We start from the raw sequence: 19,520 nt of genomic DNA on the forward strand, positions 1-19,520 counted from the left end.
CTTTCAGATAAACCCCATTAACGCACGGCAGAGTATCGTTACACTGGAAAAAGATTCACGGTATTTATAGTTTGAGAAGAAAAATGAAAAAGCTCATTGCGTTAAGCGTTATTAGTCTTGTCCTTACCGGCTGCGTTAATCCGGGTAAAGCCTCCGTACAGCCGGAGCAACTTAAAAACCACCGCTTTGTGCTGGAAAACGTAAACGGTAAGGCCGTGAAGACCGCGACAACGCAACCTGAGATCGGTTTTAGCGCGCTGACAGATCTCAGCCTGGTGAATAACATCAGCGTTTCTGGCCAGATGTGTAACCGCTTCAACGGACAGGGGAAATTGTCCGAAGGCGAGCTTAAGGTGAAAACGCTGGCCATGACGCGCAAGCTCTGTACTGAGCAGCAGCTGAATGAGCTGGATCAGGCCATCGGCGACATGCTGCGCAAAGGGGCACAGGTTGACCTGACTGAGGACCAGTTAACGCTGGCGACAGCCGATAAAACGCTGATGTTTAAGCGTGTAGAATAATCAGTAGTTACCGCAGCTTCCAACGGCAAGCGACTGTTCGCTACAGCGTTTGCCGTTTGGCAAGGCGCACATCCCAATAGCAGAACCATCAAGCTGGCGGGCGACAGACAGCGAACCGCCAATCATTGCGCAGTTGGCCTGACCAGAACTGGACATCGCCGCTTTCATTCCCGGCGCCACGTGGGCTGCCGTTGCCTGCTGGACTGGCTCACTGCTACATGCCGACAACAATAACGCGGCACACCCTACCCAAAATGCTGAACGCATGCTTTCTCCCCCATGAATAATGCGAAACCTATGCATAATAGGCATCACATCCCGTGTCGTCGAGAGCGGAAGTGCGTATTTATGCGCTTCAGAAACAATTTCTCGCAATTTTTTCGCCAAAAGTTTGATCTACTCATTGATGGCAAGAATACCAAGGACACAAAAGCGAAAATCGTAAAATCCCTCGTTTGCTAGAATACACAGATAATATTCAGGGTTTGTTGCCGTAATACAGACCCCTATTTTTTGCGCAATGTAAGGGTGTTGTCCTATGCAAACTATTGACGGTAATGGTGCAGTTGCCTCAGTCGCGTTTCGCACCAGTGAAGTTATCGCCATCTACCCGATTACGCCAAGTTCCACCATGGCCGAGCAGGCGGATGCCTGGGCGGGTAACGGGTTAAAAAACGTCTGGGGCGATGTCCCGAGAGTGGTTGAAATGCAGTCTGAAGCCGGTGCGATTGCCACGGTACACGGTGCGCTTCAGACCGGCGCGCTTTCAACGTCGTTTACCTCCTCACAGGGATTGCTGTTAATGATCCCTACGCTTTACAAACTTGCCGGCCAGCTGACGCCCTTCGTACTGCACGTTGCCGCGCGTACCGTTGCCACCCACGCGCTCTCTATCTTTGGCGATCACTCTGACGTGATGGCCGTGCGCCAGACCGGCTGCGCGATGCTGTGCGCCAGCAGCGTTCAGGAAGCCCAGGACTTTGCCTTAATTTCGCATATCGCCACGCTTAAAAGCCGCGTGCCGTTTATTCACTTCTTTGATGGTTTCCGCACCTCTCACGAAATCAACAAAATCGTCCCGCTGGCCGACGATACTATCCTGAATCTGCTGCCGCAGGCGGAAATCGACGCGCATCGCGCCCGGGCTCTGAACCCTGAACACCCGGTTATTCGCGGGACATCGGCGAACCCGGATACCTATTTCCAGTCCCGCGAGGCCACGAACCCCTGGTACAACGCGGTTTACGACCATGTTGAAGAGGCAATGAATGACTTTGCCGCCGCAACCGGCCGGGAGTACAAACCCTTTGAGTACTACGGACATCCGCAGGCGGAACGGGTGATCGTGCTGATGGGGTCAGCCATTGGTACCTGTGAAGAGGTGGTTGACGAGCTGCTGACGCGCGGCGAAAAAGTTGGCGTGCTTAAGGTGCGTCTCTATCGCCCGTTCTCGGCTAAACATCTGCTTTCGGCTCTGCCTGAAAGCGCCCGCGCTGTGGCGGTGCTCGATCGTACCAAAGAGCCTGGCGCGCAGGCGGAACCCCTCTATCTGGACGTAATGACCGCCCTGGCAGAAGCCTTTAATCAGGGCGAACGTGAAACGCTGCCGCGCGTTATCGGGGGTCGCTATGGTTTGTCCTCCAAAGAGTTTGGGCCGGACTGCGTGCTGGCGGTATTCAACGAGTTAAGCGAAGCGAAACCCAAGCCGCGCTTTACCGTCGGCATTTATGATGATGTGACCAACCTGTCCCTGTCGCTGCCGGAAAATACCCTGCCCTCGACCGCCAAACTTGAGGCGCTGTTCTATGGTCTGGGCAGCGACGGCAGCGTCTCCGCGACCAAAAACAACATCAAAATCATCGGCAACTCAACGCCATGGTACGCCCAGGGGTACTTCGTCTACGACTCCAAAAAGGCAGGCGGCCTGACCGTTTCCCACCTGCGCGTGAGCGAACAGCCCATTCGCTCCGCGTATCTTATTTCTCAGGCTGATTTTGTTGGCTGCCACCAGCTGCAGTTTATTGATAAATACCAGATGGCCGAGCGCCTGAAGCCCGGCGGTATTTTCCTCCTGAATACGCCGTACAGCGCAGACGAAGTCTGGGGGCGCCTGCCGCAGGAAGTTCAGGCGGTGCTGAATCAGAAAAAAGCCCGTTTCTACGTGGTCAACGCTGCGAAAATAGCCCGCGAATGTGGCCTGGCTGCGCGTATTAATACCGTTATGCAGATGGCCTTCTTCCATCTGACCAATATTCTGCCGGGCGACAGCGCGCTGGTGGAGCTGCAGGGTGCGATTGCCAAAAGCTACAGCAGCAAGGGCCAGGAGCTGGTCGAGCGAAACTGGCAGGCGCTGGCGCTGGCACGCGAATCGCTGTTTGAGGTACCGCTGCAGCCGGTGAATGCGGCAAGCCCGAACCGCCCTCCGGTGGTGTCCGATGCGGCACCTGATTTCGTTAAGACCGTGACGGCGGCGATGCTGGCCGGCCTGGGCGATGCCCTCCCAGTCTCTGCGCTACCGCCGGATGGCACCTGGCCGATGGGCACCACGCGCTGGGAAAAACGCAACATTGCCGAAGCGATCCCTATCTGGAAAGAAGAGCTGTGTACCCAGTGCAACCACTGCGTTGCGGCCTGCCCGCACTCTGCCATCCGTGCCAAGGTGGTTTCTCCAGAAGAGATGGAAACCGCACCGGCCAGCCTGCACTCGCTGGATGTGAAATCTCGTGATATGCGCGGACAGAAATACGTTCTGCAGGTCGCGCCGGAAGATTGCACCGGATGTAACCTGTGCGTCGAGGTCTGCCCGGCGAAAGACAGGCAGGATCCGGAGATCAAAGCCATCAATATGATGTCGCGTCTGGAGCACGTTGAAGAGGAGAAGGTCAACTATGACTTCTTCCTGAATCTGCCGGAAATCGATCGCAGCAAACTGGAACGTATTGATATTCGTACCTCACAGCTGATTACGCCGCTGTTTGAGTACTCTGGCGCCTGCTCCGGCTGCGGTGAAACGCCGTATATCAAGCTGCTTACCCAGCTGTACGGTGACCGGATGCTGATTGCCAACGCAACCGGCTGTTCATCCATCTACGGGGGCAATTTGCCTTCTACGCCGTACACCACCGATGCGAATGGGCGCGGTCCGGCGTGGGCAAACTCGCTATTCGAGGACAACGCCGAATTCGGCCTGGGCTTCCGCCTGACCGTCGACCAGCACCGCGCGCGCGTTATGCGCCTGCTGGAGCAGTTTGCCGGGCAGATCCCTGCTGAGCTCAATGACGCGCTTCATGCGGACGCGACGCCAGAAGAACGTCGTGAGCAGGTTGCTGAGCTGCGCCGTGCGCTGCAGGGCGTGGCGGGAGCTGAACAGCTGCTGACCGACGCCGACGCCCTGGTCGAAAAATCAATCTGGCTGATTGGCGGCGACGGCTGGGCTTACGATATCGGCTTTGGCGGACTGGATCACGTGTTGAGCCTGACCGAAAACGTCAACATCCTGGTTCTGGATACGCAGTGTTATTCCAATACCGGCGGCCAGGCGTCGAAAGCCACGCCGTTAGGCGCGGTAACGAAATTCGGCGAACACGGTAAACGCAAGGCGCGCAAAGATCTCGGCGTGAGCATGATGATGTACGGTCACGTTTACGTCGCGCAAATCTCGCTGGGTGCCCAGCTTAACCAGACGGTGAAAGCGATTCAGGAAGCGGAAGCGTATCCTGGCCCGTCGCTGATCATTGCCTACAGCCCTTGCGAAGAGCATGGCTACGATCTGGCCCTCAGCCACGACCAGATGCGTCAGCTGACAGCGACCGGCTTCTGGCCGCTGTACCGGTTCGACCCGCGTCGTGCTGACGAGGGTAAATTACCGCTGGCGCTGGATTCGCGTCCGCCTTCGGATGCCCTGGCCGAGACGTTAATGCAGGAACAGCGATTCCGTCGCCTTAACGCCCAGCAGCCGGAAGTGGCTGAACAGCTCTGGAAAGATGCCGCTGCTGATCTGCAAAAACGCTATGACTTCCTGGCGCAGATGGCGGGTAAAGCCGAAAAACCGACCAGCGACTAGTTCCCCTGCCCGGCTTGTCCGGGCATTTTTTTGCCATAAAAAAATGCCCGGACAAGCCGGGCGAATCCAGATAATTATTGAATATCTATTTAGTTTCCTTAATAGCATTCACGTTAATTATGGATAAATCATCTTACAGGCATATAACGCCGGCAAGATTAGCTTAATTAACGCCTGATTAATAATTTCAATTTAATATAGTCACTTTTAAATCATTCATCAAACCAATGACCATTTCCGCCGATTTATTCGGTTTAGATTTTACTTAGTTCGTAACAATTATATTTTATTACTCTTACACGGGAGTGATTTAGCATGAGACAACTTTCTCATTCTGAAAGTTCAACAGGCAATTAAATAAAAACAACTGCAAAGGAATATCACAATGCAAAGAAAAGTACTGGCTCTGATGATTCCGGCTCTGTTAATGGCTGGTTCTGCACATGCAGCAGAAATTTATAATAAAGACGGTAACAAATTAGATCTGTACGGAAAAGTAGATGGTCTGCACTACTTTTCCGATAACAAAGGTGCTGACGGCGATCAAACCTATATGCGTCTGGGTTTCAAGGGTGAAACGCAGATCAACAACACGATGACCGGCTATGCGCAGTGGGAATACAACATTCAGGCTAATAACACGGAAGGGTCTGATAATCAGTCCTGGACGCGTCTGGCCTTCGCCGGCGTAAAAGTGGGTGACTACGGCTCCTTCGATTACGGTCGTAACTACGGTGTCCTGTACGACGTGGAAGGCTGGACCGATATGCTGCCTGAGTTCGGTGGCGACTCCTACACCAAAGCCGACAACTTCATGACCGGCCGCGCCAACGGCGTGGCAACTTACCGTAACACCGACTTCTATGGTCTGGTGCAGGGCCTGAACTTTGCGCTGCAGTACCAGGGCAAAAATGAAGACGCCAGCAACAACCAGGAAGGCACCAACAACGGTCGCGACACGCGTCACGAGAACGGTGACGGCTTTGGTATCTCTACTACCTATGACTTCGGCATGGGGATTACTGCAGGGGCCGCGTATACCTCTTCTGACCGCACCAACGAGCAGGTCATGAATACCACTGCGGGTGGAGACAAGGCGGATGCCTGGACGGCGGGCCTGAAGTATGACGCTAATAACATCTATCTGGCGGCAATGTATTCTGAAACCCGCAATATGACACCGTATGGTGATAATACCGACGCCGTGGCGAACAAAACCCAGAACTTCGAAGTGACCGCGCAGTACCAGTTCGACTTCGGCCTGCGTCCGTCCGTTTCCTACCTGCAGTCGAAAGGTAAGGACCTGGGCAACGGTCAGGGCGACCAGGATCTGGTTAAATACGCTGACGTAGGGGTCACTTATTACTTCAACAAAAACATGTCCACCTACGTTGATTACAAAATCAACCTGCTGGATGAAGATGACAGCTTCTACAAAGACAACGGCATCAGCACCGATGATGTTGTAGCGTTAGGCCTGGTTTACCAGTTCTGATTGTCAGAGCCCGCATAATCATGCGGGCTCGCTTGTTTTTTGAAGTTCGTAACAAAAGACAGTTTAAGAAAAGGATTGGTTGAGGGAAAGTTGAAAGAAAGCTGGTTAAACTGCGGTGATAGCCCTTTCGTCACTAAGGATAACAGCGTTGTTTGGTCGTGTATCCCTTGCCGTACTTACCCTTTTAGCATTGCTGTGGATGGCGTTAATTTTTGATTTTGGTGATATCGTCGGGCATCTCGGCGCGCTGTTAAACCATCTGGATGGCAGTTAACAGGGTTGCCTCGGAAATAAAAAGCCACCAGCAGTGCCGGTGGCGGGTAAACGCGTATGTCGCGTTATTTTTTCACAGGTTGAGGCTTTTTATCACCTGATTCAGGGGCCTCACGCGGATCGTCTTTTTCAACACAGAGCATAGTTTCTCCTGTTTCAGTTACCCACTGCCTACTATAGCCGGAGGAGTAAAAGAGTGGCCAGGCGGCAATCATGCCTGCTCTCCACCTTTCTCGCGAAAAGAAAGATATCCAAATACCCCACTTTCCCCATCCATGGGATGGTTAACGCCATCCATCACCTTCACCTCTGGAAAATCAAAAGGTGAAACGTTTTCAAAACAGGCGACATTAACGCCATATTCGTTTGGGTTAGAACGCCGCTGATGGAACGTGTAGATCCCGCACACCGAGCAGAAGAAATGCCGTGCCGTTCCCGTGTTAAAGCGGTACTCGGTGAGCTTATCTTCACCTTTGGTCACCTTAATGCCTGACAACGGCGCAGAAACGACGACCGCGCCCCGCATACGACAAAAGGAACAGCTGCAGCGCCGCGCGGTATTGAGTCCATCAGTGAGCTCAACGGTGAACGCCACCGCGCCGCAATGGCACTTCGCATTACGTCTTTCAGCCATGAGCTATACCCCTTTTCTCACCAGCTCGGCGGCCTTCACGAAAACCTCATCTTCTACGCCATCGCCTTTTTGCCTGCCGAGCCTGACCAGTTCATCGACAATGCTGTTGCGATGGATCGGTTTTTGCGCTGAAACCAGCCCAATAACGGCGGCCCCAATCGCCAGCCCCACTAATCCGGTTTGTTCATCTTTGTTCATCATGCTCACGCTCCTGATCCAACCAACAAGCTTAGCAGGATTTTTAAAAACGCGGCGTCAAACCGTATTTTGGCGTTTTGATGTTTGCAGCCCAAATCTTGATATCGTTTTGCAGGAGGATCGTGAAATCGGATTTTAAATGCGTCACCATGCCATTAACGCTGTCCGCATCAACCACTGAAAAATGTTCTATTCTGTTCTGTCCTACCTGAACACAATAATATTTGGCGGGCAGTACTTTACCGTTCACATTAAGCGGCAGATTATTCTCACCACAGCGGCCTTTAGTAATATATGACACCAGTAAATTAGCGGATTTTCTTCCAGGCTGGGAGACGCTCACCATGACAGGGAAACCTTCCGATGTCTGTGTCATATCATAAAGGACCGCATTTTTTATATACCAGGTATTATATTCCCGCTCCTGAAAAGCAGACCAGGAAGGCGCAGAAAAGAGCACCAGCACTGCCAGGATAAGAGATTCTATTTTCATGGGATGTTGTCGTCCGTGTTGTTGCACGTATTATTCAGATTGTGCAAAAAACAGCAACCACTTAAGAATAGTCCTACTAGTATTGGCAGTGCCGGAGGAATGAATTAAAGATATGCCTTACCGTCAACGGTCCCTGCCAACGCTCATAAAAGAGAATAAGAAGAAAAATGATAAACGGCCGCCATCATGGCGATGCTGACGACGACGCTGATGAAAAAGTAGCTTTTGAAGGGCTGCTTTTGGGTTTTATGGCGAAAGAGTTGTTGGCCGACAATGGCGCCAGGCCAGCCACCTGTCACGCCAAATATCAGCAAAGTCGCTTCCGGAACCCTGCGCATCCCCTTCCGCGCCGCCATTTTATCGGCGCCATACATGACCAACGTCAGCACATTGATCGTCAGAAACCACATGACCAGAGGATGGGTAGCAAGAAGGCTGCCGATCGCAGCGATAATCAGGAATAAATAACAAAAGCGATTAAGGGTCATAGCACCAGTCACGGGGTGTTTAGCAGTTTTGGATAACGCATTATACGCTAACTGACGAAAATCTCAGAGTGAGACGGCTAATCTAAAAGCAAACTGCGCCCCGGGCCTTTACTGGCTAACATTTAAACTGCGGTAATAAGTAAGCATTATTTCATTTTGCTTTAGCGGCCAGCATTTTTTTCTTAAAAAATTAACCTGAAACATCTTACGTCGAAAACACAGCGTAGGCGCATTGTTTTAACAAAACAACAATTATTGCATCCATTAATCTAAAGAGGGGTGCGACAATATTGATTAGAATCAAATTAAACGTTAGGCAGCTAATATTCAAGATCACCCATCCGCTTCATATTTTCAAAAACAATGTTGAAAACAATTAATTTGACCATTCGGTCAACGCATAACAAAATATTGCCGTGGTTAAAGCAATAATGGTCTGCATTTTTTGGGGGATGATGTCCCCCCTTTTTATTTTCTTAGAAACAACCGAATAAACATTATTCCACCCTGACCTTAACTTTTGGCTTCGACAAGAGAACTTTGACCAGTTCCTTGAAAGGAAGGGGTTTGTAAAAGAAATACCCCTGTAAAAACCGGATATGATTGCGTGTGAGGTAATCGAGCTGCTCTTCTGTTTCAACGCCTTCCGCCACGATGCTAATTGAGAGTTTTTTGGCCAACTCCAGTACCGAATCAAGGATTCGCGTTGAGTCCTCATTCGCGTTAACCCTGGCAACAAAGCTCTGGTCGATTTTAATGTAATCAATATGCAGATCTTGCAGATAGGACAGGCCGGAATAACCCGTACCAAAGTCATCCAGCGCAATGGCAAATCCATTGTTATGTAACTCATTCAATGTATTAACGAGATGTGCATCAATGTCGAGAGGTTCACGCTCCGTCACTTCCACGACAAGGTTAAGATCCTGTTGAGTAAAGCTGCGCTTGTAGTGGAGACACTCTTCAACAAAGGTGGACGCAACGATATGAGAAGCGCTGAAGTTAATCCCTACGTGAAACCCTTCAGGCAGCAATGTCGCAATAGCATTCATGTGTATTGCAACCTGCCTCATTAAGCTCTGGGTCAAAGGAATAATTAAACCGGATTTCTCAGCAAGAGGAATGAAGGACGCGGGAGAAATAAACCCTGATTGAGGATGCTTCCATCTGGCCAGCACTTCCACACCCCGTAAGGTACCCTCTTTACCGCTCACAACGGGTTGGTAATACGGAATAATTTCATTTCTGTAAATGGCGATGCGCAGTGACTCTTCGGGTGAGACATCCTTAGAAATATAGCGTTGAAGAATATAAGCAGAGAGAGAGGATATTATCAGCAGGAATAACACCACGCCTCCGGCTCGATTGAGTAATCTCTTAAGGCTAAAAAGAGGTGGAGAGTTAAATTGTACCGAGAAAGGATAACCAGAGGCTTTTACCGTTAATACCTGTTTCTTCGTAGGGTCTGCCGTCGTAACATCCCCTGTCAGACCTAAAAGGGTATTGCCCACTCTCAGTGAATATTCAACGCCATTTAATGGCATATCCAGCGCATCCCGAATATGGCTATCGCTGATGCTAACGATGATTCGGCTTCCAGCGTGAATTGTCTGGTATAAGAGAACCGGAAGACCGTTGACGGTACTGGCCGAAGGGACGAGGAGCAGTGATGACTCAGGCAGGATTGAGCTGTTGACCAACAATACGCGGTTTCCCGGTAACGAGGAGCACCAGACCGCATCATTTTTCAGAATAACGATCGTTCTCAGGTGAGGCTGTAATGCCGCCTCGGTGCCCAGCCGATATTGCCCTTCAGCATCACACTCATTCTCGGCAAGTTGCATTGCCATCTCAGTCGCATGACGGGCTTCTTTAAGAATAACATTCATGTTCCGCACGACGTAGTGCGCCTCTGCCAGGCTATCAGCCCGTGCAGAATACCAGACCTGTAAATTGATGATAAAAACGCCGAGCAAGAACATTGTCGTGGCTGCAGCTACGGGGATAGATGCATGGCGCATTTAGGGTTCTCGATTTAAGTGAAGTAGCCGCTTCAACGATGGTGAAGTGATTGAATTGTCATTGTCTTAAGCATGGTCGATAACGTAATAATTACCATGCCAGGCGTCAGAAATGTTATTGCCAGCCAGATTGAGGGGAAACAAAAGGCCGCCGAACGGCAGCCCTGGTGGATAAATGTCTATTAATATCGCTTTATTGTATTGATCGGGGTTCTTTCTGACCAGTCTGGTCTTTCGCCGGCCATGATTGCACGCTGTTGCGTTGGCGTCACAGACTGGGTTATTTCAGGCATTGACTTGTATTCGGGTTGTTTAGGTGGACTGAGAACCAGATCGGAGCTACAGCCTGACAGCAGGAAAATAGCCAGTAGAGATGAACTAAGCTTGAACACGTTAAACCCTTCCAATGGGATAAAATTTTAAGAAAAAGCGTGGTGCTGAACATACATAGCCTAATCAAAATATATTCACAAGGTCAATGCGCACAACCCTTTTCCCTGCCCCGGACTCGCAGAGGCGAACATCAAGCCGACGACTTTTTATCGAAATTTACAGCAGATTCAACGTGACCGGAAACGCGCCACGGAAGCCATCCAGATGGCTAAAATAACGTTTGCTTATCAACTCAGTCCGTGCCTTAATGATTTAGTTGGTTCGATGCAATACTGAATACAATATTTTACCACGCAGTCCTCATAACCAGGCGCTATCGCTGATATCCCCTCCTTTTGAGTCCATACATTTTAGTCATTTCTTATCATTTAAAGAGTCTTTAAAGGAGTATTTATGTCTTCACGAATTCAAGGTCTGGTTAAGTGGTTTAATGAAGATAAAGGCTTTGGCTTTATCTCTCCCCTTGATGGCAGTAAAGATGTTCTTGTTCGTTTCTCTGCCCTGCAGGGAGAAAGTTTTAATACACTATTTGAAGGTCAGAAAGTCGAATTTGCGATTCTAAGCGGCGACAAAGGCCCTTCTGCTGCAAATGTCATTCTTCTGGATAGATAATATTATCAATGGCCCGTGATTACCAACAAGGTTTCCTGAGTAAACGGGCCCTGGATTATATGACTGTTATTCATATCAACAGCCGACATATTTTCTTAACCAGTACGCTAACCAATGTGATGAAGTGCAGAACTGGTGCACAGGTAATCTAAACTCAAAGCTAACTCATTTTTTCCACTACTTTGATTTATAATCGTTGAGTGGTTTTAAACAAAGCGTGGCAGTACGGGCAGACAAGTTGAGCGCCCTTTTGTACGCGATTAAAGCTATGCTCTGAATCTTTAGAGCAATTTGGGCATGGACATTTGACTAAATGATTTCGACGGGATTGTGTATTTTTACGTCCAGACATAGGCATCTCCTGATTTTACGGACTGCCACCATACACGTTAAAGCTAAAAAATGCTTGCTTTAGTTTTGGAAAGATCTCAATAACACAGGGTGATTTATGAAGAATGTAATCGTTTTTTTCAATGGAAAACCAGGTAAAGTTGTCACAGTGCAACAAGCAACTACGTCCGTAAGACAAGAATATCCGGACGGTGAAGAAATACACCTTCAGATTATGTCTGCCGGTTTCCCATCTTTAACCGGCGATCGCAGCTTTCTTTATGTTGCCTCTGATAGAGAACTCACCTCTCAGAAGATACTTGATGCCGCAAAAATCCATTTGTGATGTGCGTTTCCGGAAAAAACTCAGCCACTTCACAAATGGAAAGATAAAACCTCAGTAAAATCGCCGATATTTGCGGCGAGCGCTTTTAGGTTTTATCTTTTGAATTAAAATAATAAAAACGCCTAACAATTAAAGCCTGCTAAATGCAGGCTTTTTTATAGAACTGTAATATTACACCGCCCAACTTTTATTTACACAACACAGGCTAAAACTCGACACTTCTTTTCATTAAAATCTGGCTCTTTGCGGGAACTAATGCAAAAGAAAGGAGTCAAATGAAGACCCTTACCAGAAAAGATTATTTTATGACATCTTGTATTGTAGTAACCACTGTTGCCGTTGTGATGGGGTTGATAACGTTGAGTCTGATTAAAGTTTGGATTAGCACGTCGAACAATCCTGACAATCTATGACCTTATCGCAAGCCGCTTAAAGCGAGGCCACTTCCGTTTCTGGTAAATCAATGATAACCAGTGTACCAAAACTGCCTGTTTCTACAGTATGGGGAGTGCCAGCTTTAGCGATATAGAGCTGTCCAGCCGTTACAGAGATTTTTTTACCTTTCACGCCCAGCTCCAGACGTCCATCAATGACCAGTAACCCCTCGTCATACTCATGTACCTCTTCAATCACTGAGCGTTCATCCATTCGTAAAACTTTAAGATTTGCAGTTCCAATGCGGCCCAATACACGAGAGTGCCAGGTCTCCGGTAAGGCAAGTGCTTCGGTTTTTAGGTCATAAAGCGACATAAAGTCATTCCTTTTTATGTTCATTTAACGCTCTTATGCCATATAAGTTCCCCGCGGTCATATAACAAATATGGAAAACTAACACGAGTAAAATGCTATATGAGGTCCTTAAATCACACCGCACGCTAACGGCGTTGCTGCGCCAGTTATAACCCCGCTGTAAAACGAGCTGGCATTCGCCGCCGGAATCCGTACCATACGCGGCATACAATGTTTGCCCCTGCTGGCCCCGAAGGTAGTACTAAATGCAAGAGAATCAAGAGATTAACAAAAAAGAACAATACAACCTGAATAAGCTACGCTGATTTTGCCAATCCATTGATATCATTTATTTTATCATTTAATTCAATCAGTTATAGCATAATAACTTCTCCCTAAAGCTACCCAGCACTACATTTTTAATGCCCTTTTTTTGCCCCTATTCCTCAGTTTTGCCCCTAAATTTGCCCCTAACTTTAGCCAGTGTGCCCTCCTTTTTCTCCCTGCCCTATACTTTGGATGTGACATCTGTTTCGAGGTTTCTATGTGTGGACGTTTTGCACAAGCTCAAACGCGTGAAGAATATCTGGCTTACCTGGCCGATGAAGCCGATCGCGGCATCGCATACGACCCTGAGCCTATTGGACGTTACAACGTGGCGCCAGGTACCAAAGTTCTGTTGCTGAGCGAACGTGACGAGCAGCTGCACCTTGATCCTGTTTTCTGGGGTTACGCACCTGAGTGGTGGGATAAGCCGCCACTGATTAACGCACGCGTCGAGACTGCGGCTACGAGTCGCATGTTCAAACCGTTATGGCAGCATGGCCGAGCGATCTGTTTTGCCGATGGATGGTTCGAATGGAGGAAGGAAGGCGACAAGAAACAGCCCTACTTCATTCATCGGGAAGACGGTCAGCCAATCTTTATGGCGGCGATAGGCAGCACGCCATTTGAGTGCGGTGATGAAGCGGAGGGTTTTCTCATCATGACATCAGCAGCCGACAAAGGTCTGATCGACATTCACGACCGTCGGCCACTGGTTCTGTCACCGAAAGCTGCCCGGGAATGGATGCGCCAGGATATTAGTGGGAAAGAAGCCGAAGAGATTGTCGTCGACGGCGCTGTTCCAGCCGACAAGTTTATCTGGCACACTGTGACGCGCGCCGTGGGAAATGTTAAAATTAATGACGATTACCTTGTCGCCCCCCTAAAAAAGTAGAGTATCTACTTTTCAAGTATGTATGATAAGCGTATTAGATATGACAGGATGAATTTAAAATAATAAGGGTATAATTATGACTCAAAAAGCTTGGTCCTTTAAAGCAGTAGATCAGGATGACCTTCGCTATCATGGAAATACAGGCTATCACGACGACCCAACGAAACTTTATAGATATGACAACTTCGTCGGCAATTACACTAATGTTAAAGAAGGTGACATTGCAATTATAACTGACCGCGAAGCTTTATTAGGCATAGCAATAATTGAATCAATACCATCCCAGCCATACATAAAAAAAAGAAATAAATGCCCAACAAAAAACTGCACACCTAAAAAGATTAATTTTAGAAAAACCAAACCACTGAAGTGGCGCTGTAGTAATGGTTGTGAATTTCATGAACCATTGATTGAACACATTGATGCCACTGAATTTATAGCACACTACGGCACCACTTATAAAGAACTCCATGGAATATCAATGGACTCACTCAAAACAATGACTCCACGATTTAACGTTCAGGGCTCTATACAAGAAGTCGATATCGAATGGGCTCGTAATCTACTGAAAACAAAAGATATAAATCTACTCCCCACTGAAGCAGACACAATCGAGAAACCTTTAGATGCTACTGATGGAAGGCTGGCTGTTATTAGACAGATTAAACAAAGAAGAGGCCAGAGAAAATTTCGTGAAAAACTATTAGTAAAACACGAAAAATGCTCTGTTACCGGTTGTGCAATTGTTGACATTCTTGAGGCAGCACATATCACACCCTACAGGAATGATTCACATAATGACATCAGTAATGGATTACTTCTAAGAAGTGATATCCATACGCTTTATGATTTAAATCTTTTCGCTATACACCCCATAAATTTAACAATCCATTTTGCCCCTGTGCTATTAGAGAGTGAATATAGCGCATATCATCATAAAAGAGTTAATGTAAAGCATAAACTTAATAATCCCGCCCTTACCGAAAGATGGCAATTATTTAGCAATATGCATGGTTTTGAAAGTCAATAAGATATGTTTAAAATCTTTTTATAATCGCTTTGGTGGTAATGTAATCATTCATTACCTCCAATATTTATTTATAGCAATCAACAACTAACAAATCTGAATAACGTGTAGTATACCGAGGAGAAAGCATGTCACGTTTCATCTGCCACTGCTGCTGTATGCCCTGCCCAGCAAAGTAGAGCGTGCCTTTCCCGTCTTTCGCGTTGAGATGATCGAGAACCTCCATCAACCTCTCGCTACCTGCCCGCGGCGAGTTCTCGTCGAACAGGTTGAGCTGGGCCACTCCTTGGCTAAAGAAGTCCCCAAGCATAATGCCGGCTTTCTGGTACCGGTGACCATCCTTCCAGATTTTGTCCAGGCACTTTACCGCGCCGTTGATTATGTCGCGGGAATCCTGTGTAGGGGTGAGAAGCTTCATTGAAGCACTATTATCGTAATACGGTTCATTCAGCGCAAAGGGAGAGGTTTTAACGAACGTCGAGATAAACCGGCAAAACTGATGCTCGCCCCGAAGCTTTTCAGCACCTCTTGCCGCATAACTGCAGATAGCCTGACGCATCTGTTCGTACTCGGTAACGCGTTCGCCGAATGAGCGACTGCAGACGATTTCCTGCTTTGCCGGTGCAAACTCTTCAAGAACGAGACAAGGCTCGCCGCGCAACTCCCGGACTGTCCGCTCGAGTACAACGTTAAAGTGCTTTCTGATTATCCACGTGCTCTGCTCCGAAAGGTCGAGGGCAGTTTTAATGCCCATTGCGTTCAGCTTCTTGCTGATGCGTCTACCAACGCCCCACACATCCTCTACAGGTACGAGGGCAAGGAGTCGTCGCTGGCGATCGATATTGGACAGGTCCACTACCCCACCCGTTTGCCGCTGCCATTTCTTCGCGGCGTGGTTGGCCAGCTTAGCCAGTGTCTTCGTCTGGGCAATGCCAACCCCGACAGTCAGATGCGTGCGCTTCAGAACCGTAGCGCGGATCTCTTTGCCGAACTCCGTCAGGTCCCGGCAGTTGCGAACACCTGTCAGGTCGCAAAAAGCTTCGTCGATGCTGTAAATTTCAACGCGGGGGCTCATTTCCTCAAGCGTCGTCATTACACGGTTCGACATGTCTGCGTACAGCTCGTAGTTGCTGCTGAAGCAAACAACCCCAGCGCGCCGAAATAAGTCCTTTTGCTTGAAGAAAGGCTCTCCCATTGTAATTCCAGCGGCCTTGGCCTCGGCACTGCGTGCGATTACACAGCCATCGTTATTCGAGAGAACGACAACCGGGCGCCCTCTCAGGTCAGGCCTGAATACGGTCTCGCATGATGCGTAGAACGAATTCACATCACAGAGCGCAAACATACTCAGCTCGCCGATTTGACGATGAAAGTAACAACGCCGAAAACGTCCAGCGTATCTTCGCTGCCTACAACAATCGGACTGTAGGCGCTATTCATTGGGATGAGTTGGACTGTCGGGCGTAGCTGCAGGCGTTTAACAGTAAATTCCCCTTCCACCGCGGCGATGACAATGTCACCGTGCTCAGCTGTGTGCGAGCTGTCCACCACCAGCAGATCACCATCGCTGATCCCGGCTTCGATCATTGAATCACCTGCGGCTTTGACGAAATAGGTGGAGCTCGGATGAGCGACAAGTAACTCATTGAGATCGATACGCTGTTCAACGTAATCAGCTGCGGGGCTTGGGAAACCACACTGAACTAAGTCACTGAATAGCGGGAGAGCGATAATTTCTCGCAGTTCTGTTGGCCTAATGAAGTCCATTGCGCACACCTCAAATACTGTTTTTATATACAGTAGTTTTCTTTTTGAGGGTTCGCAATACTGCGGATTCCTTATGGCTGTACAAAGCTTCACCGCTTCGCTTGTAAGTTTCTATCTCTCCTCGAATTATAACCTTTGTAAATTTTTCGAGTTCTGACTCAGATGCGTATATTTAGACCAACCCTGAGTGATCTCCGCCAGCAAAAGGCATTGGGCATTACCGGCATCACCGCTACTTACTACCAAACTGGTGTATAACTAACCTACCTTACACTGAAAAATTAGTAGGTTAACCAGCCGTTTATTATCTATTATCATTCCGGCGAATTGATAATCGAGAACAGGAGTAAGAGCTTGCAGATTTGCATGATGGATTATGGCCGGCTGTCGTCAGATGGGAAAACGCTCAAGCTGGACTGTTATGGTATTGGATCATTTGACGTTCTGTCAGGGATCGAACGATATATCAACAATCCTAACTGCTCAGATATTGAAAAAGCCGCGATTCCACCCGGTACTTACTGGATTGTTGATCGACCCACTGGCAGTTTCGTTAACCAGGCGAGAGCTGAAATAATTGATCTGGCACACCTGTATAAAAACCATCACTCTGAATGGTTCGGTTTGTACAGTGCGCAAACCATGAGCGATTACGTCTATGTTAACGGTACGAAACGTGGCAGTTTCAGACTCCATCCTCTCAATACTGATGGTTCTGGTGTATCGTGGGGCTGCATCACCCTTTACAGAGCAGCCGATTTCCAGATTCTTCGTAATGCATTACTCAAACGGAAAAAAGTGACTGTACCCGGCGGAAAAGGATTAATGGCATACGGGCGTATTGATGTACGTGGTGTTCCTGACTTCAGTAAATGTGGTGTGAGATGAAAATCATAATATTCGTTACTTTGCTTATCGTCTGTTTTATCCTCATCCCAGATAGCTGGATTAATGATGTTTTCATGCAACATATTCGGATATCAGGTGATGGAGAAGAGGCCATGAATAACTATGATTTCACAATAATTTTGATTAAATTTTCTCTGTCCGCATTAATTGCGTTCTTGCTGATAAGACTGAAGAAACTTCTGAAGAAATAATTTTTGGTCATCAGAATTATCGATGCCGCCGCTGCTTGTTCTTTCGATTGGGCCGCGGCGCTAAACTTCCATGACTAAGAAAATTTTTTCTTAAGCTCATCAAGTTCTTTCTGTGTTTTTTCCAACTGCTTAATGACGTAATTGAGAGCCAGTGCTGTATCGAGCATGATAACATTGTTATCCAGTGCCAACGTATCATCAGCATCAACTCTGTTTCCTTCGCTATCAAACTTTGGCGCAGCAGGGACCAGCTTTACGTACTCACTATCAATCTTCATGACGTCCTGAGCGATTACACCCCGGCGAACTCTCTCACGAGGGTCATCGTTGTAGACGTAAGTTGCTGGCAGGAATTTCCTGATATTCTCGTATGACTGATAACCATCATCATATTTAATATCGTGCTTCAGCGTAATGTCGCAGTTAGGCTGTTTCTGGAAAATATAGTTACCGGAAAGATTTCCACCAGCATTAGCATATATATCACCGTTTGCTGTCGTGAATTGAAATATACGTTGCCCGGCAGAACCACCATCCCCGAGCGTTGTTATTGCTACATCCGCCCACGAACTAGGCCCGGTAGCTATAGAACCAAGCCCTACTGTTGAAGAATATCCACCACTGCATTGACTATGCCAGCGGGCAAAAGGGATAAACCCTGCATCATTATTAACGGACACGTTACCTCGGAAAAAAGAGATATTTCTTTGCCATGTGTTAATGTCTGACCATGAGCCACCATAACCAGCCCCATCAGCTCCACACGAAGATGATTTGAATCTCTCATCGGGGTAAAACAAAAATGAACCCGCCGTACCAGTTCCGCTATTAACATTTAACTGCGCTCTGTCTAAATTAGTCCCGCTCCCCCGAACACCGCCTAGAGACCAGTTCCCGTTATACCAGGCCCCTCCCACAGCGTTTACATAACCTCCTACACTCCCATCCCCTGTGATGTTGTATAGCTTTACAGTCTTATCACCACCTTCCTGAGTAGATACGCCAATGCTGCTACCCTGAGTTACCATTAAATTCCCGGTTACTGTTCCACCCGTTTTCCCGTTCAACGAGCTTGTCTGGCTGATTACATACGGCCATGATGGTCCCGTAAACGTTGTACCGTCTGGTAGCTTCACAGTAATGTTGCCAGCAGCACTGAAAACCTGTTGCCAGTTCTGTTTGTCGTAATTCAGTCCACGCAGTGCTTCAGCGCTTTGCGCCACCAGCGCGGCAGTTACCATATTCAGCGCCACACGGGGGACGGCTGACCAGGCCGCACCAGATTGCGTTGGCCCGGTGAAGTTGCTGACAAGCGTGAGCTGCATGCCACTGTCAACCGTTTTCACTGGGAGCGTATAGGGCACGCCGCCCACAGTAGAGACAATGAAGTCACCTGCAGAGAGTTCAGTTGCAAAAGCAGTTCCGGAACCGCCAACAATAGCGGACCCGTTTGTCAGGGTGATGGTACCTGCCGACATAAAGGACTCCTGAATTCAGATAATAAAAAACCCGCCGGAGCGGGTTTTCGTGTTGTTCATTTTGAACAGGTCGACCTGGTGAAGTTGTTTTTGCTCACCCATCGCCAATTGAAGGGGAAGCCTGCCCTATATTCTGTCTGATTAGCTACTTTACGCACGCCGTAAATCTGCACCGATACTTCATTTCCCCCGATCAATGTGGTGGCTTCGCAAACGGGAGTTTGTTTCTCGATTAGGGGTGACGAGCAAGCGGAAAGAAAACAGCATATAAGTGCACAGCCAATTAAAGGTTTCATCATTCATCCCTGAGCTAAATAAACGCTCTAAAACGTT

At 48.2% G+C, this 19,520-nt stretch carries 23 protein-coding genes and 1 pseudogene; 11 read left to right on the plus strand and 13 right to left on the minus strand.

Translation table 11 applies throughout. The annotated features are described in order from the left end of the window. The first annotated feature begins 83 nt into the window (after positions 1 to 83). Positions 84 to 521: a heat shock protein HslJ gene (gene hslJ / locus ACMGGX_RS21915; RefSeq protein WP_420299003.1), complete on the plus strand. Its 438-nt coding sequence runs from the start codon at positions 84 to 86 to the stop codon at positions 519 to 521. Here hslJ and ACMGGX_RS21920 read toward each other — a convergent pair whose 3' ends face one another. Further along, complete coding sequence (locus tag ACMGGX_RS21920; protein WP_023312003.1) at positions 522 to 788, minus strand: DUF333 domain-containing protein; 267 nt, start codon at positions 786 to 788, stop codon at positions 522 to 524. A 271-nt stretch (positions 789 to 1,059) separates the two neighbouring features. On the opposite strand from ACMGGX_RS21920, the gene nifJ reads away from it, so the two are divergent. The 3 genes from nifJ to ACMGGX_RS21935 all read left to right on the plus strand — a co-directional run bounded on the left by nifJ (position 1,060) and on the right by ACMGGX_RS21935 (position 6,353). After that, positions 1,060 to 4,584, plus strand: a complete 3,525-nt coding sequence (gene nifJ / locus ACMGGX_RS21925) for a pyruvate:ferredoxin (flavodoxin) oxidoreductase (protein ID WP_420299004.1) — start codon at positions 1,060 to 1,062, stop codon at positions 4,582 to 4,584. Positions 4,585 to 4,969: 385 nt separating this feature from the next. Further along, positions 4,970 to 6,079, plus strand: coding sequence for a porin OmpC (ompC, locus tag ACMGGX_RS21930; RefSeq protein WP_023312005.1), 1,110 nt, complete (start codon positions 4,970 to 4,972; stop codon positions 6,077 to 6,079). A gap of 148 nt (positions 6,080 to 6,227) precedes the next feature. Beyond that, complete coding sequence (locus ACMGGX_RS21935) at positions 6,228 to 6,353, plus strand: hypothetical protein (protein WP_255319991.1); 126 nt, start codon at positions 6,228 to 6,230, stop codon at positions 6,351 to 6,353. A gap of 64 nt (positions 6,354 to 6,417) precedes the next feature. On the opposite strand, the gene ACMGGX_RS21940 is transcribed toward ACMGGX_RS21935, so the two are convergent. The 6 genes from ACMGGX_RS21940 to ACMGGX_RS21965 form a co-directional block, all read right to left on the minus strand. Further along, complete coding sequence (locus ACMGGX_RS21940; RefSeq protein WP_223239581.1) at positions 6,418 to 6,495, minus strand: hypothetical protein; 78 nt, start codon at positions 6,493 to 6,495, stop codon at positions 6,418 to 6,420. Between the two features lie 68 nt (positions 6,496 to 6,563). Beyond that, positions 6,564 to 6,986: a GFA family protein gene (locus tag ACMGGX_RS21945; RefSeq protein ID WP_420299005.1), complete on the minus strand. Its 423-nt coding sequence runs from the start codon at positions 6,984 to 6,986 to the stop codon at positions 6,564 to 6,566. Positions 6,987 to 6,989: 3 nt separating this feature from the next. Further along, positions 6,990 to 7,187 (minus strand): hypothetical protein, encoded by a 198-nt coding sequence (locus tag ACMGGX_RS21950; protein WP_023616678.1) that lies wholly within the window; start codon positions 7,185 to 7,187, stop codon positions 6,990 to 6,992. A 40-nt stretch (positions 7,188 to 7,227) separates the two neighbouring features. Further along, a complete protein-coding gene (locus tag ACMGGX_RS21955; protein WP_420299006.1) occupies positions 7,228 to 7,677 on the minus strand; it encodes a hypothetical protein in 450 nt (149 codons plus the stop codon). Between the two features lie 143 nt (positions 7,678 to 7,820). Next, on the minus strand, positions 7,821 to 8,165 hold the full coding sequence (locus ACMGGX_RS21960; protein WP_420299007.1) for a DUF1294 domain-containing protein: 345 nt from the start codon (positions 8,163 to 8,165) through the stop codon (positions 7,821 to 7,823). Positions 8,166 to 8,662: 497 nt separating this feature from the next. Beyond that, the gene (locus tag ACMGGX_RS21965) at positions 8,663 to 10,186 is read right to left on the minus strand and encodes an EAL domain-containing protein (protein WP_420299008.1); all 1,524 of its coding nucleotides are present in this window, start codon (positions 10,184 to 10,186) and stop codon (positions 8,663 to 8,665) included. Between the two features lie 786 nt (positions 10,187 to 10,972). Between ACMGGX_RS21965 and ACMGGX_RS21970 the strand changes: the two genes are divergently transcribed. Continuing rightward, positions 10,973 to 11,191 (plus strand): cold shock domain-containing protein, encoded by a 219-nt coding sequence (locus ACMGGX_RS21970; protein WP_109843992.1) that lies wholly within the window; start codon positions 10,973 to 10,975, stop codon positions 11,189 to 11,191. 187 nt (positions 11,192 to 11,378) lie between these two features. On the opposite strand, the gene ACMGGX_RS21975 is transcribed toward ACMGGX_RS21970, so the two are convergent. Then, positions 11,379 to 11,549, minus strand: a complete 171-nt coding sequence (locus ACMGGX_RS21975; RefSeq protein WP_320205348.1) for a YnfU family zinc-binding protein — start codon at positions 11,547 to 11,549, stop codon at positions 11,379 to 11,381. A gap of 90 nt (positions 11,550 to 11,639) precedes the next feature. Between ACMGGX_RS21975 and ACMGGX_RS21980 the strand changes: the two genes are divergently transcribed. Further along, positions 11,640 to 11,867: a hypothetical protein gene (locus ACMGGX_RS21980; protein WP_348561240.1), complete on the plus strand. Its 228-nt coding sequence runs from the start codon at positions 11,640 to 11,642 to the stop codon at positions 11,865 to 11,867. Between the two features lie 305 nt (positions 11,868 to 12,172). Continuing rightward, positions 12,173 to 12,280, plus strand: a complete 108-nt coding sequence (locus ACMGGX_RS21985; RefSeq protein ID WP_407065670.1) for a YnaM/YnfT family protein — start codon at positions 12,173 to 12,175, stop codon at positions 12,278 to 12,280. Between the two features lie 16 nt (positions 12,281 to 12,296). On the opposite strand, the gene ACMGGX_RS21990 is transcribed toward ACMGGX_RS21985, so the two are convergent. Then, the gene (locus ACMGGX_RS21990; RefSeq protein WP_023312014.1) at positions 12,297 to 12,617 is read right to left on the minus strand and encodes a cupin domain-containing protein; all 321 of its coding nucleotides are present in this window, start codon (positions 12,615 to 12,617) and stop codon (positions 12,297 to 12,299) included. Positions 12,618 to 12,758: 141 nt separating this feature from the next. Here ACMGGX_RS21990 and ACMGGX_RS21995 point away from each other — a divergent pair. The 3 genes and pseudogenes from ACMGGX_RS21995 to ACMGGX_RS22005 all read left to right on the plus strand — a co-directional run. Continuing rightward, positions 12,759 to 12,827: pseudogene (locus tag ACMGGX_RS21995) on the plus strand (hypothetical protein); the annotation flags it as partial. A gap of 313 nt (positions 12,828 to 13,140) precedes the next feature. Further along, positions 13,141 to 13,815: an SOS response-associated peptidase gene (locus ACMGGX_RS22000; protein WP_182410823.1), complete on the plus strand. Its 675-nt coding sequence runs from the start codon at positions 13,141 to 13,143 to the stop codon at positions 13,813 to 13,815. 76 nt (positions 13,816 to 13,891) lie between these two features. Next, positions 13,892 to 14,845 (plus strand): HNH endonuclease, encoded by a 954-nt coding sequence (locus tag ACMGGX_RS22005; protein ID WP_182383645.1) that lies wholly within the window; start codon positions 13,892 to 13,894, stop codon positions 14,843 to 14,845. Positions 14,846 to 14,909: 64 nt separating this feature from the next. Here ACMGGX_RS22005 and ACMGGX_RS22010 read toward each other — a convergent pair whose 3' ends face one another. Both ACMGGX_RS22010 and ACMGGX_RS22015 read right to left on the minus strand, forming a co-directional pair. Beyond that, the gene (locus ACMGGX_RS22010; protein ID WP_182383646.1) at positions 14,910 to 16,187 is read right to left on the minus strand and encodes a Y-family DNA polymerase; all 1,278 of its coding nucleotides are present in this window, start codon (positions 16,185 to 16,187) and stop codon (positions 14,910 to 14,912) included. 2 nt (positions 16,188 to 16,189) lie between these two features. Further along, positions 16,190 to 16,609 carry a translesion error-prone DNA polymerase V autoproteolytic subunit gene (locus ACMGGX_RS22015; protein ID WP_182383647.1) on the minus strand — a complete coding sequence of 140 codons (420 nt, stop codon included), beginning with the start codon at positions 16,607 to 16,609 and terminating at the stop codon, positions 16,190 to 16,192. 354 nt (positions 16,610 to 16,963) lie between these two features. On the opposite strand from ACMGGX_RS22015, the gene ACMGGX_RS22020 reads away from it, so the two are divergent. Beyond that, a complete protein-coding gene (locus ACMGGX_RS22020) occupies positions 16,964 to 17,497 on the plus strand; it encodes a DUF2778 domain-containing protein (RefSeq protein WP_063440026.1) in 534 nt (177 codons plus the stop codon). A 286-nt stretch (positions 17,498 to 17,783) separates the two neighbouring features. Here ACMGGX_RS22020 and ACMGGX_RS22025 read toward each other — a convergent pair whose 3' ends face one another. Both ACMGGX_RS22025 and cor read right to left on the minus strand, forming a co-directional pair. Further along, positions 17,784 to 19,187: a tail fiber domain-containing protein gene (locus ACMGGX_RS22025; protein ID WP_420299009.1), complete on the minus strand. Its 1,404-nt coding sequence runs from the start codon at positions 19,185 to 19,187 to the stop codon at positions 17,784 to 17,786. A 56-nt stretch (positions 19,188 to 19,243) separates the two neighbouring features. Beyond that, positions 19,244 to 19,483, minus strand: a complete 240-nt coding sequence (cor, locus tag ACMGGX_RS22030) for a phage exclusion lipoprotein Cor (RefSeq protein ID WP_233456529.1) — start codon at positions 19,481 to 19,483, stop codon at positions 19,244 to 19,246. Positions 19,484 to 19,520 lie beyond the last annotated feature (37 nt).

The organism is Enterobacter sp. BNK-29, assembly GCF_048684785.1.
Classification (GTDB): domain Bacteria; phylum Pseudomonadota; class Gammaproteobacteria; order Enterobacterales; family Enterobacteriaceae; genus Enterobacter; species Enterobacter cloacae_M.

Bases quoted from the DNA above. Each gene is read 5' to 3' on its own strand.
- hslJ (WP_420299003.1), top strand. From the start codon at position 84: ATGAAAAAGCTCATTGCGTTAAGCGTTATTAGTCTTGTCCTTACCGGC.
- ACMGGX_RS21920 (WP_023312003.1), bottom strand. From the start codon at position 788: ATGCGTTCAGCATTTTGGGTAGGGTGTGCCGCGTTATTGTTGTCGGCA.
- nifJ (WP_420299004.1), top strand. From the start codon at position 1,060: ATGCAAACTATTGACGGTAATGGTGCAGTTGCCTCAGTCGCGTTTCGC.
- ompC (WP_023312005.1), top strand. From the start codon at position 4,970: ATGCAAAGAAAAGTACTGGCTCTGATGATTCCGGCTCTGTTAATGGCT.
- ACMGGX_RS21940 (WP_223239581.1), bottom strand. From the start codon at position 6,495: ATGCTCTGTGTTGAAAAAGACGATCCGCGTGAGGCCCCTGAATCAGGT.
- ACMGGX_RS21945 (WP_420299005.1), bottom strand. From the start codon at position 6,986: ATGGCTGAAAGACGTAATGCGAAGTGCCATTGCGGCGCGGTGGCGTTC.
- ACMGGX_RS21950 (WP_023616678.1), bottom strand. From the start codon at position 7,187: ATGATGAACAAAGATGAACAAACCGGATTAGTGGGGCTGGCGATTGGG.
- ACMGGX_RS21955 (WP_420299006.1), bottom strand. From the start codon at position 7,677: ATGAAAATAGAATCTCTTATCCTGGCAGTGCTGGTGCTCTTTTCTGCG.
- ACMGGX_RS21960 (WP_420299007.1), bottom strand. From the start codon at position 8,165: ATGACCCTTAATCGCTTTTGTTATTTATTCCTGATTATCGCTGCGATC.
- ACMGGX_RS21965 (WP_420299008.1), bottom strand. From the start codon at position 10,186: ATGCGCCATGCATCTATCCCCGTAGCTGCAGCCACGACAATGTTCTTG.
- ACMGGX_RS21970 (WP_109843992.1), top strand. From the start codon at position 10,973: ATGTCTTCACGAATTCAAGGTCTGGTTAAGTGGTTTAATGAAGATAAA.
- ACMGGX_RS21975 (WP_320205348.1), bottom strand. From the start codon at position 11,549: ATGCCTATGTCTGGACGTAAAAATACACAATCCCGTCGAAATCATTTA.
- ACMGGX_RS21980 (WP_348561240.1), top strand. From the start codon at position 11,640: ATGAAGAATGTAATCGTTTTTTTCAATGGAAAACCAGGTAAAGTTGTC.
- ACMGGX_RS21985 (WP_407065670.1), top strand. From the start codon at position 12,173: ATGACATCTTGTATTGTAGTAACCACTGTTGCCGTTGTGATGGGGTTG.
- ACMGGX_RS21990 (WP_023312014.1), bottom strand. From the start codon at position 12,617: ATGTCGCTTTATGACCTAAAAACCGAAGCACTTGCCTTACCGGAGACC.
- ACMGGX_RS22000 (WP_182410823.1), top strand. From the start codon at position 13,141: ATGTGTGGACGTTTTGCACAAGCTCAAACGCGTGAAGAATATCTGGCT.
- ACMGGX_RS22005 (WP_182383645.1), top strand. From the start codon at position 13,892: ATGACTCAAAAAGCTTGGTCCTTTAAAGCAGTAGATCAGGATGACCTT.
- ACMGGX_RS22010 (WP_182383646.1), bottom strand. From the start codon at position 16,187: ATGTTTGCGCTCTGTGATGTGAATTCGTTCTACGCATCATGCGAGACC.
- ACMGGX_RS22015 (WP_182383647.1), bottom strand. From the start codon at position 16,609: ATGGACTTCATTAGGCCAACAGAACTGCGAGAAATTATCGCTCTCCCG.
- ACMGGX_RS22025 (WP_420299009.1), bottom strand. From the start codon at position 19,187: ATGTCGGCAGGTACCATCACCCTGACAAACGGGTCCGCTATTGTTGGC.
- cor (WP_233456529.1), bottom strand. From the start codon at position 19,483: ATGAAACCTTTAATTGGCTGTGCACTTATATGCTGTTTTCTTTCCGCT.